The following is an 11,418-nucleotide window of genomic DNA, read 5'->3' as shown; positions in this document are numbered from 1 at the left end:
CCCGGCTGCACCGGGCAGGTGACCGAAACCGGGTTCTGCGATCTCACCGGCCTTCCCGTCGACGAAGAGCCGGAGGCGCAAGCGCAAGCGGAAGCGGAAGCACCGGTCGGGGAAGGCCCAGCCAGGGTAGGTGCGACGCGGAACACCGGGGCAGCGGCACGGAAGGCGGCAGCGGACGCGGCGGCCGAGCGCGCCGCCGACGCCGCCCGCTTCGTGCTCTCCAGCGCGGGCGACGGCCTCATGGACCTGCCGGTCGTCAAGGTCCCCGACCCCGCCCTGCTCGTCGAACCCGTCGTGGACCAGCCGTCCTCGCACGTCATGCGGTGCGGCAACCCGGACTGCACGGAGCTGATCGGGGTCGTGACGGCCGAGGGCCGGTGCAGTTGCGGCACGCCGTACGCGCTCCAGCCCCAGCTGTCCTGCGACGACGTACTCGCCGACCAGTACCACGTCGTCGGGCCCATCGCCCACGGCGGTCTCGGCTGGGTCTATCTCGCCGAGGACGCGCAGCTCTACAACCGGCCCGTCGCCCTCAAGGGCCTGCGCAATCCGCACAGTTCGCTGGCCCGTGAGGTCGCGCTGCGCGAGCGCCGGCATCTGACCGACCTCAACCACAAGGACATCATCCGCGTCATCAACTACGCGACGCACCGCCCCACCGGCACCGACTACATCGTGATGGAGTTCGCGGGCGGCATGGCGCTGCACCAGATCGCCGAGCGGATCGCGCGCGACGAGGAGCCGTTCGCCGGCCCGCGCGTGCACGAGTTCATCGTGAGTTACGGAATCCGGATCCTCGACGCGCTCGGCTATCTGCACACGCACGAGCGCAAGGTCTACGGCGACATGAAGCCGGACAACGTCATGCACTGCGGCGACGGCATCAAGGTCATCGACGTGGGCGGGGTGCGGGAGTTCGGGGCGGCGGGGCCGTACACCGACCACTACAAGGGCCCGGAGGTCGGGGAGGACGGCGGTGCGTACCCGTACTCCGATCTCTACAGCGTCGGTGTCACCCTGCGGGAGCTCGCCGACTCCGCGCACCATCCGGCCCGGGGCCTCGGGGCCGAGTCCCTGCACCGCGCGCTCGCCCGCGCCACCGACGAGGAGCCGCGCAAACGCTTCGCCACGGCCGCCGAGATGTCGCTCCAGCTGCGCGGCGTCATCCGGGAACTGCGTTCCCTGCGGCTCGGTACGGAGACCTTCGAACCCTCCCGGCTCTTCGAACCGGCGTCGGCCGCGCTCGACGGCGGTCTCGGCGCGGCTCCCGCCCTGGACAGCTGGGCGTACGGCACCCACCGCCTGCCCCTGAACGCGGCACGTCCCTCCGCCGACGAGGTCGCGGCGGGCCTGCCCGTGCCCAAGACCGACCCCGACGACCCGCAGGCGGCGTCCCTCGCCCGCATCTCGTACGACGCGCCGGGCCTGCTGCAACTGCTCGCCGACTGGCGGCCGTCGACGGAACTGCACCTTCTGCGCTGCCGTCTGCATCTCGACCAGGCCCGCCGCGCTTCCGTCCGCCGCACCGGGCAGCGCGGCCACCACCACAAGCGGGCACGCGCCGAACTCGACCTGGCCGTGGCCCGGGTCGGCGACATGGCCCCGCACGACTGGCGGCTGCGCTGGCACGCCGGGCTGCTCCACCTCAGCGAGGACCGGATCGCGGAGGCCCGCGAGGAGTTCGACCTCGTCTACGACTCGCTCCCCGGTGAGTACGCCCCCAAGCTCGCCCTGGGGTACTGCCACGAACGGCTCGGCGAACCGGACCGCGCCAGGGACTACTACGAGGCGGTGTGGCTGCGCAACCACTCCCTGGGCAGCGCGGCCTTCGGCCTCGCGCGGATCCACCTGGCCCGGGAGGAACGGGAGAAGGCCCTGGACATCCTGGAGCACGTGCCGAAGGACTCCCGGCACCGCACGGCCGCGCGGACGGCGGTCGTACGGATCCTGGCCGGCCGGCGGCCCCCGGACGGCGCGCCGCCACCCCTGGAGTCCGTCATCACCGCGCTGGCCCGCGTCACGCAGTTGCAGGAGGAGGAGGGGCTGACGGACCGGCACGCGGTGCTGCGGCTGGAGACGCACATCAGGGAGGTCGTCCTCGACTGGCTGTGCGGGGCGCCGGACGGCCTGAAGCGCTCGGAGAGCGGAGCGCCCGACGGCGTGCAGGGCTCGGAGAGCGGGGCGCCCGACGGCGTGGAGGGCTCGGGGGGCGGGGCGCCGGGCGGTACGGCCAGGGCGCACGGCGGAGCCCGGCGCCTGGCGGAACTGCGCGAGCGCGTCCAGGACGGGGAGCTGACCGAGAACAGGCTGCGCAGACGCCTGGAAGAGGCGTACAGGGGACTGGCCCACCAGGCCGGGGACGTGCGGGCGCACGCACTGCTCGACCTGGCCAACGGAATTCGGCCACTGCGCTGGACACACAAGGAGCACGCATGGCTCAGGACGGCACAGCAGGTGCGGACGATGCGAGAGGCGTGGAAGGCGGCGCAGGAGCTCCAGCAGCCGGAGTCGTCTCCCTCGAAGTGAGCCAGCAGCCCTACGTCTCCGTGGAGCGCGGGGCCGAGGGCGGGACGCGCATGTGCGGCGTGGTGAGCGTGACGGTGAAGCTGCCGACGGCCGGTGAAGGGGCGGCGGCCCCCGCGTCGCCCGTCAGGGCCGAGGTACTGCTCCTCGACTGTTCCGCCTCCATGGGCCACCCGCGCGAGAAGCTGTGGGCCGCCCAGGACGCGGCGGCGGAGGCGGTGGGCGCGCTGCCCGACGGCACGTACTTCGCGATCGTCGCCGGACGCCACACCGCCGAACTGCTCTATCCCCCGCCGTCCCGCCCCGACGCGCCGGCTCTCGTACGCGCCGACGCCACCACCCGCAAGGAAGCCCAGGACGTCGTGGCCCGTCTCGTGCCGAGCGGCGGCACGGCCATCGGCAGCTGGCTCGCTCTCGCCCGCCGGCTGTTCGTGAGCAGGCCCGGACCCGCCGTCCGGCACGCCCTGCTGCTCAGCGACGGCCGTAACGAGCACGAACAGCCGGCCGCGCTCGCCGGTGAACTCGCCGCCTGCTCCGGCCTGTTCACCTGCGACACCATCGGCGTCGGCGAGGACTGGGACCCCGACGAGCTCCAGCTCGTCGCCGACGGCCTCGACGGCAGGGCCGACGCCGTACGCGATCTCGACGCACTGCCCGGCGAGTTCCGCGCCGTAACCGCCGAGTCGACGGGCCGGCACCTCACGGGCCTGCGGCTGCGCCTCACCCACCGCCCGGGCAGCGACCCGCTCACCGTGCAGCAGGTCCACCCCACGCGCCGTGACCTGCTCCCCGAGCGGATGAGGGCCGGCGAGCGGTGCCTGGAGTTCCGTACGCCGCCTTGGGGCGACGAGACCCGCGAGTACCTGGTGTGCGTCGCCGCTGCCCGTACGCCGCGGGAACCCGTCGACCGGGCGCTGTGGCTGGCCGACCTGAAGGTGGTCCGGGAGCCGTCGCAGGACGATGCCACGCCGGAGCCGCTGCTCCCCCCGGCACGGACGCTGCTGGTCCACTGGACGCACCACCGCGACCTCTACAGCACGTACGACCCCAAGGTCGCGCACTACGCCCACCACGACGCCCTCGTCCGCGGTCTCGAAGAGGGCCGCGCCGCCCAGCGCGCCGGCGACGCGGCGGGGGCCCGCGCCGCCTGGGGCGAGGCCGTGCGCCGTGCCCACGCGATGGGCAACGAGCCCATGCTGCAACGCCTCGGGGACGTCGTACGGATCATCGACGCGGCGGCCGGCCACGTGGAGATCCGCCCCGACATCCGGCCGCTCGACATCAAGTCGGCGATGGTCCTGCGCTCCCAGAGCACGATGCTGCCGAGGCCGGCGAAGCCGGCAGCACAACCGGAAGCACAGCCGGAACCAACGTCCGGGCCGCTTCCCGGGCGAGAGCCGCAGGACGGGGAATGACAGACCTGACACGCCGGTTCTGGCGTTCGGCGACCGGGGCCGACGGCGTCAGCACCGTCGGATACCTGCGCCGCCAGCTCGTCTGGCTGCTCGCGCTGACCGTTGTGGGCGGTGCGGCGCTCTTCGGCGCGTACGACGAGGTGCACAGCGACTCGGTGGCGATCCGCGACCGCACCGCCCCCGCGGTCGTCGAACTGGCCAAGGCCCACACCTCGCTCCAGCAGGCCCACAACACGGCCGTCGACCACCTGTACTACCGGGCCCTCCACCCCGAATGGCCGGACATCCTGGCCCGCGGCGAGGAGTACCGGACGCAGGTGGCCGAGGCGAAGAGCAGCCTCGGGCGGGCCGCGGCCACGGGCGCGCTGAACCGCGAGGACCGGCAGACCCTGCGCATCGTGTCCGGCCTCGTCGACAGCTACGCCCTGCGCATCGACGGGGCCTGGACGCAGTCGAGCCGGCCGGAGCTGAGCAGCGCCAATCTCTCGTACGCACGGAGGATGATGTACGTCGCCGACTCCGGCATCCTCGACCGGATCGCCGCACTCCAATCCCGGCAGAACAAGGCGCTGGACCACCAGGAGGACTGGGGCGCGGCCCCGCTGCTGGCCTGGCCGGTTGCGGTCGCGGCCTGTGTGCTGCTCGGCATACGTCTGGTGGGAACGCAGGTGTTCCTGCGGCGGCGTTTCCGGATGCGGCTGAGCATCCCGCTGGCGGCGGTGACGCTGCTGCTGGCCGCCGTTCCCGTCCTGGCGTTCGGCACCTGGCAGGCGCACGCGAGCCAGACCACGGTGCAGCACGAGGCGGCCACGCTGGAACCGGCGGACCCGCCGACCACGCAGGTGACGGCCATCGCCGCCGCCGAGTCCCGCATGGACCGGGCCGTGCGGCAGGGGAACACCGCGACCTGGGCCCGGGGGACCGCGTTCATTCCGCTCGCGGCCGTACTGATGGCGGGGGTCATCCTGTGGACACTCCAGTCGCACCTCCTGGAGTACGCCGTTCCCCGGCGCCGTACGGGAGGCAACCGGTGAACCGTCCCCTTCGCCCGCTCCGGTCGCTCATCGCCCTCTGTCTCTTCGCCGGGCTCGCCCTGACCTCCGCCGCCTGCGCCGAGCCGCCACCGCCGGCCGTGAGCGTCCTCGGCCCCTGGACCGGTGACGAGGAGGAGAGCTTCAAGACGGTGCTCGACCAGTTCGAGAAGAAGTACGGGGTCGCGTACGACTACCAGGGCACGACGTCGTTGCGCGAGACGCTGCTCGCCCAGGTGCAGGCCGGATCGCCGCCCGACATCGCCATCCTGAACAGCCTCGGCGAACTCACCGAATACGCGCACGGGGGCGTGCTCAAACCGCTTCCCGAGAACGTCCGCGAACGTTCCCCGGAACCGTGGGCTCCCGAACTCACCGTCCAGGGACGCAAGAACACGTACTGGACCCCCGTCAAGGTCGACCTCAAGAGCGTGGTCTGGCACTACCCGGGACGTGCGCCGCAGCGCGGCGACTGGTGCGTCGGGGTGGGTTCCGAAGCGACGACGGGGTGGCCCGGCAGCGACTGGATCGAGGACATCCTGCTCCAGAAGTCCGGCCCGGCCGTCTACGAGGAGTGGGCGACGGGCCAGCGGTCCTGGACCAGCGACGAGGTCCGCGCGGCGTGGGAGACCTGGGGCCGGCTGATCGGGTCCCGGGCCGACGCCGCCTTCGGCAACGACTTCGACGGCAACGACGGCAAGGGGCTGCTGAAGCGGTCCGGTGACGGCTGCCGGCGCGAGCACCAGGGCAGCTTCATCCGGCGGCTGTACGGCGAGGACATCACGTACGTCCCGACGACCGAGGCGATCGCCGAGCTCGACAACGACCGGGGCGCGTACGAGGTGGCGGGCGACATGGCGGCGCTGTTCAGCGACTCGCAGGGCGCGCGGACGCTCCTCACCTTCCTCACCGGCGACCAGGCGCGGGCCACCTGGGCGCGGGCCGTGCCGGAACGAAACCGGCCGTTCTTCCCGGTCTCCGCCGGAACGTACGGCGACGCCTGGGCGAACCGTTCGGTGAACGAGACGCTGACCGGGGCCCAGCGGCTGTGCGCCGACGCGTCGGACGCGATGCCGCCGGGGGTACGGGGAGCCTTCTACCGCGCCGTACTGGAGTTCCTCGCGGCTCCGGATGACGAGGAGCTGCTGGACGGCCTGCTCCAGCAGCTCGACGACGAGACGCGGCGGCAGCAGGAACTGGGCCCGCCCCGGATTCCGTCGGTCTGCGCGGCGCCGCCGGGCGGGCCGTCCCTCGCCGGGCAGCCGACGGGCCCATGACGGGCGCCGGACGGGCCGCAGACGGGCCCCGACCGGCCCTTGACGGGGCCCCAGACGAGCGGCTGACCGGGCGTTCTCCGACCTGGCGGCGGCCGGACCCCGCTACCGCTACCGCTGCTGGGTGCGCAGTTCCTCCGGGCAGGCGGTGCCGCGGGTCAGGCCGTAGGGGGCCGCCAGGCGGTACACGCCGGGCCTCGGCGCGAGCAGTTGCGTCCACTCGTCGCCGGCCGCGTCCTCGTCGGCCTTCATCAGGCAGCCGTTCGGATTGGTGTACGTGCGGGGCTCCCGGCCCCGCAGCTTCGACTCCGGCGTCTCGCTCGGCGGTTCGACGCGCTCGCCCTCGGCGTCGACCAGGCCCAGCCACGGCGAGTACGGGATGCGGATCAACACCCGGCCCGCGCTCTTCACCCGGATCGTCAGCTCACCCGCGCCCGCGCGGTCGACCGTCGCGGGCGGGTCGGCCAGCGGCGTCGGGTCGTCGACGCGGAAGAGCTGCCAGTTGTCGTCGGACCAGACCCGCTCCAGGTAGGGCTGGCCGTCGCGCACGAGCTCGTACTCCTGCGTGGCGCCGCTCTTGTCGGGGGCGCCCGTGGGCAGGACGACGTAGTGCACGGCCCAGCGGTCCAGCCACTCGCGGTACGTGTCGGGGTGCAGCGTGTCGTCGTAGAAGACCGGGTTGCGCTCCATGTCGGCCTGCCGGTTCCAGCCGCGCGCGAGATTGACGTACGGAGCGAGCGCCGACGCCTCCCGGTGGCTGCTGGCCGGGACCACCTCGACCCGGCCCCTCTCCGCACCCACCTCCTGCAACTGGTTGACCAGCGGCGCCAGCTCGCGCGTCCAGGACGCCGTGGGCGCCGTACGGATGATGTCGTCGACGCTCTTGAAGCCGATCCACACGTTGAGGCCGGCGAAGGCCACGACGAGGGCGTACCACCGAAACGTCCGGGGCGCGGTGAACGGCAGCGCCGCCAGCAGCACGACGCCGGCGAACACCATCGGCAGGCGGGAGACGTTGCTGCCGATCTGCGAGTCGATCAGCCAGGTCAGCAGCACCCCGACGGCGTACACGGCGGCTCCCGCGCGGACCGTCTTCCAGTCGGCGGGTACGAGCACGAACACCAGGACGCCGTACAGGAACGGCAGCGAGGCGGTGGCGACCGACATCGGCTGCGTACCGGAGAACGGGAACAGCCAGGACGACAGGGCGACGACGACGACCGGGGCGACGCCGAGCGCGTACGCCCCGGGGCGGCGCTTGTTGAGGAAAAGTGCCGCCGCGACGACGCCGAGGAACAGGCCCGCGACCGGGCTGCTCGCCGTGGCCAGCCCGGCCAGCGGCGCGGCGACGGCCGCCTTCGCCCACCGGTTGGCCGCCCAGCGGCGCGGCCAGCAGAACACCGCGGCGACCGCGCCGAGCGCGAACATCGTGCCGAGGCCGAAGGTGACGCGGCCCGACAAGGCGTTGCAGAGGAAGGCGAAGACCCCGGCGAGCGCGCACCACATCGGGTTGCGGACCGTCTTGACGCGCACCAGGATCAGCGCGGTCAGGGCGGCCGAGACGGTGCCGGCGATCATCATCGTCGTACGGACCCCGAGGACCGACATCAGGTACGGCGAGACGACGCTGTACGACACCGGGTGCATCCCGCCGTACCAGGCGAGGTTGTACGCGGAGTCGGGGTGGCGGCCGACGAACTCGGCCCAGGCGTCCTGTGCGGCGAGGTCGCCGCCACTGTTCGCGAAGAAGAAGAACCACACGACGTGGACGACCGCGGCGGCGACCGTCGCGACCGTCACGGGGTGCCGCACGAGGCGGCGCGGACGGTCGTCGCCCTCGCCCGGGGCGGGGGCGACGATGGTCGCGGGGGCCGGCCCGGCGGTGGTCGAGGGGGCCGGCCCGGGGTGTGTCCCGGGGGCCGGCCGGGTGCTCTGTCCGGGGCCCGGCCGGGTGCTCGGCTCGGGGGCCGGCTCCGGGCCTCGTTCCGCGTTCGGCCGTACAGCGGCCTCTGAACCGCTGCGCGTGCCGGAGGTACGGCCGTGGCGCCGGGCGTCGTCCCCGTCGCCGTCCCCGCCCTCGGCGCGCATGGGCTCAGCGGTGGTCATTACGGCTCTCCCCGTCTCCCCCGGGTACCAACAACCCCCGACACGCACAGGGACGCCGCCCCCGCGCCCCTTGGTTGCCCGGACGCTAACACGCGTCGCCCGCCGCGCTGCCGCCGGTTCCCGCGTCCGGCGGCAGCACTGGGCTCATCGCCCTGTCATCAGCCGACGCGGGTCAGCTTGGCCCCGACGCCCGGCTCGACCAGGTCGTTCTTGAGCGCGACCGGCGCCTTGACCTGACCGGGTCCCGAGCCGACGGTCACCTGGCCGACCTCGTCGCCCGCCTTCGCGGTGTGCGGCAGCGGCTTCCCGGCGTCGGAGATGGTCAGCTCCACCTTCAGGCCCGGCCAGCCGACGGCCTTCAGGTTCTTCGTCGCCACGACCGGGGTCCGCCCGCCGAGCCCGTCGTCGACGTAACCGACGACTTCGCCCTTCTTCACGACGGTCGCGGACGTGACGTCCCGCTGGGCCGCCTGAATCAGCTTCAGGCTCCTGCTGATCGCGAGCTGGAGCTTGCCGTCGAGCGTGGTGGCGTCCTCCTGGCCCATCACCGCGCCGACGATCCGGCGCTCCTTGCCGTCGACGACGGTGTTGGCCGACCACAGCAGGTTGCCGCCGGCGGGGGTGGAGGAGCCGGTCTTGATGCCGCTGACTCCGGGCTGGAGCAGGATGTTGTTGTTGTTGTAGATCTTTCCGTCGATGCCCGGGATCTCGACCTCCGGCAGGTTCACGATCTCGCGGAACACGTCGTTCTCCATGACCGCCTTCGCCAGCTTGAGCTGGTCGGTCGCGGTGCTGACCGTGGTGGCCTTGAGGCCGCTCGGGTCGGTGTACGTCGTGTTCTTCATGCCGAGGTCCTTGGCGGCGTCGTTCATCTTCCGGACGAACTCCTCCTCGGACTTGGCGTCCCAGCGGGCCAGCAGCCGCGCCGCGTTGTTGCCGGAGGGGACCATCAGGAGCTGGAGCATCTGCCGCTCGGTGAACTGCTGCCCCTCACGGATGCTGGCGGTCGACTCCTCCTTGAACTTGGACTCCTTCTCGGCCTGCGCGTCGACCGTGATCTTCGGGCCCGTCTCGTTGCCCGTGAGCGGGTGCTCCTTGAGGATCACGTAAGCCGTCATCGCCTTGGTGACGCTGGCGATCGGCCAGGGCTTCTGCTCCCCGTGCGTGCCGATGCTGCCGACACCCTGCACCTCGACGGCCGACTGGCCCTCCTCGGGCCACGGCATGTCGAGCGCGTCGCCCTCGAAGGTGTACGTCGGCTCCGCCGTCAGCGCCAGGGTGGGCGGAGGAAGCGGCCGCAGGAACTGCACGACCGTGAAGACAATCACCACGAGCAGAACGAGCGGCGTCCAGATCTTGACCCGCCGCACAGCGGTCCTGACCGGGGTCTCCGGCGGGGGCGGGGTGTTCGTCAGCTCGGCCAGCAGGTCGAGCGGCGGCTTCGGCGGCAGCGGCTGCTGCCGCGTGCGCTCCGCCTCCGGCACGGGGGCGGGGGTGGCGGCCGGTGCGGGTGCGGGGGGTGCAGCGGAGGTGGACGCGGCGGGGGTGCTGCGCGGCCTGCCGGCCGGCGGGCGGATGTCGTCCCGCTTGAGAGGAACGAATTTGCTGGTGCGTTCGGCGGCGGACTCGGGCGTGACGGCCTTGAGGGCCGTGGTGGGCTGATCCACGGCCTGACGCGGCCGCACGGCCTTGAAGACGGCGGTGGCCTGATCGACCCCGCCGCCACTGCCGCCACCACTCGGCGGCTGCTCACCACTGTCGTCAGCCGCGTCCGTACCGGTCGATGTGCCGGTGTCGGTGTCTGCGTCGGTGCCGGGGTCGGCCTTGGCAGCCGCCCGGCCTGCGCCGGCACCGCCCGTACCGGCGTTGCCCTTCGTGGCCGCCGGACCCGTACCGGGAGAATCCACGCCGGTAGGCGCCGCGTCAGCCTCGGAACCGGCCCGGCTCGTACGACCACCGCCCACGCCGCTGTCGGCCCATGCGGGCACCCGGCCGGTACCGGGAGCGTCCGCGCCGGTCGCGGGCGCGTCGTCGGCGCCGGTCGTGTCCTCGTCCGTGCCGTCGTCCGTGCCGTCCGAGGGCGTCGAGACCTCGGCGTCACGCGGGGCTGCGGCACCGGACGCGGCAGCCGTACTGGGGCTCTTCACATTCGCATTGGCATCCGCGTCCGCGTCCGCGTCCGCGTCCGCGTCCGCGTCCGTGTTCGCGTTCGCATCGGTCACGCGCGCTTCCGCCTCGGCCGGCTCCGGCTCGCGCGCGGCGCTCCGCGCCTCGCCGGCCGACTCGCGGCGGAGGCCGCCCGTGTCGCTGTCCGACGGGCCGCCGTCACGGCCCGCACCCGGCGCGTCGTCGCCGGACCGGGACCCGGCCCCGGCGTCCTCGTCCGTGGCGGACTCGCCTTCCGCGTCCTCGTCCGCGGCGGTCACGCCTTCCGTCCGCTCGGCCCGCGCCGACGCCCCGGCGGCCGGCAGCGGCTCCGCAGCGGGCTTGGGCAGCGCCGGTCCGGCGCTGTCCGCGGCGGCCTCGCCACCCGCACCGGTGGTCTTCGCGTCGTCGTCCGCGCCAGGAGCCTCCGACGGCTGTTCGGGGCCGTCCGCGCCCGCCTCCGGCGCCGTGGCCGCCCGGGCGCCCTCAGGGCGCCCGTCGGCACGTGTCCCGGCTTCGGCGGCCTCAGCGGCGCCGTCGCGGCCCGCACCGGCGTCCTGAGCCCCGGACGCCCCGTCCTCGGCCGCGGCCCGCGCGTCCTCCGGGGAGTCCGCCGTGGCCACCCACGCCGCCACCGCCGCCCGCAGTCGCGCGTCGCCCTCGGGCTTCTCCGCGCTCTCCGTGCTCTCCGCGCCGGCCTCGGTCGCCGGGGACGCCGGGGGCACAGGAGACGCTTCCGGGGGCAGCTTGAAGACCGCCGTCGGCTGGTCCACGCGGTCGCTGCCTCCGGGCTCCGGCCGCCGCGCGGCCGCTTCCCGGAAAACGGCGAGCCGCGGATCGCGTTCGCCCGGGGCCGTCTCCCCCGACGACTTCCGCTGCTCCGACTTGTCGGGGGACTCGCCCGCCACCGATGCCTCCTTCATA

Annotated in this window: 6 protein-coding genes; 4 read left to right on the top strand and 2 right to left on the bottom strand. The window is 73.4% G+C overall.

Annotated features, from left to right (window positions below; translation table 11 throughout):
• Positions 1 to 18 precede the first annotated feature (18 nt).
• The 4 genes from AS594_RS20010 to AS594_RS46220 are packed head-to-tail and all read left to right on the top strand — an operon-like array spanning position 19 to position 6,246.
• The gene (locus AS594_RS20010; RefSeq protein WP_069932471.1) at positions 19 to 2,526 is read left to right on the top strand and encodes a tetratricopeptide repeat protein; all 2,508 of its coding nucleotides are present in this window, start codon (positions 19 to 21) and stop codon (positions 2,524 to 2,526) included.
• Positions 2,523 to 3,938 carry a VWA domain-containing protein gene (locus AS594_RS20005; protein ID WP_069932472.1) on the top strand — a complete coding sequence of 472 codons (1,416 nt, stop codon included), beginning with the start codon at positions 2,523 to 2,525 and terminating at the stop codon, positions 3,936 to 3,938. The genes AS594_RS20010 and AS594_RS20005 overlap by 4 nt, the downstream gene beginning before the upstream one ends.
• Positions 3,935 to 4,972, top strand: coding sequence for a hypothetical protein (locus tag AS594_RS46225; RefSeq protein WP_069928335.1), 1,038 nt, complete (start codon positions 3,935 to 3,937; stop codon positions 4,970 to 4,972). The genes AS594_RS20005 and AS594_RS46225 overlap by 4 nt, the downstream gene beginning before the upstream one ends.
• Positions 4,969 to 6,246, top strand: coding sequence for an extracellular solute-binding protein (locus AS594_RS46220; RefSeq protein WP_069928334.1), 1,278 nt, complete (start codon positions 4,969 to 4,971; stop codon positions 6,244 to 6,246). The genes AS594_RS46225 and AS594_RS46220 overlap by 4 nt, the downstream gene beginning before the upstream one ends.
• 108 nt (positions 6,247 to 6,354) lie before the next feature.
• Here the strand turns inward: AS594_RS46220 and AS594_RS19990 are convergent, their stop codons facing one another.
• On the bottom strand, positions 6,355 to 8,349 hold the full coding sequence (locus AS594_RS19990; protein WP_079148154.1) for a hypothetical protein: 1,995 nt from the start codon (positions 8,347 to 8,349) through the stop codon (positions 6,355 to 6,357).
• A 158-nt stretch (positions 8,350 to 8,507) separates the two neighbouring features.
• Complete coding sequence (locus tag AS594_RS19985) at positions 8,508 to 11,402, bottom strand: serine hydrolase (RefSeq protein WP_069935182.1); 2,895 nt, start codon at positions 11,400 to 11,402, stop codon at positions 8,508 to 8,510.
• Positions 11,403 to 11,418: the final 16 nt, after the last annotated feature.

This window comes from Streptomyces agglomeratus (genome assembly GCF_001746415.1).
Lineage (GTDB): Bacteria > Actinomycetota > Actinomycetes > Streptomycetales > Streptomycetaceae > Streptomyces > Streptomyces agglomeratus.
The sequence above is the reverse complement of the archived record's forward strand: the minus strand, read 5'-3'. Positions and strand labels throughout refer to the sequence as shown.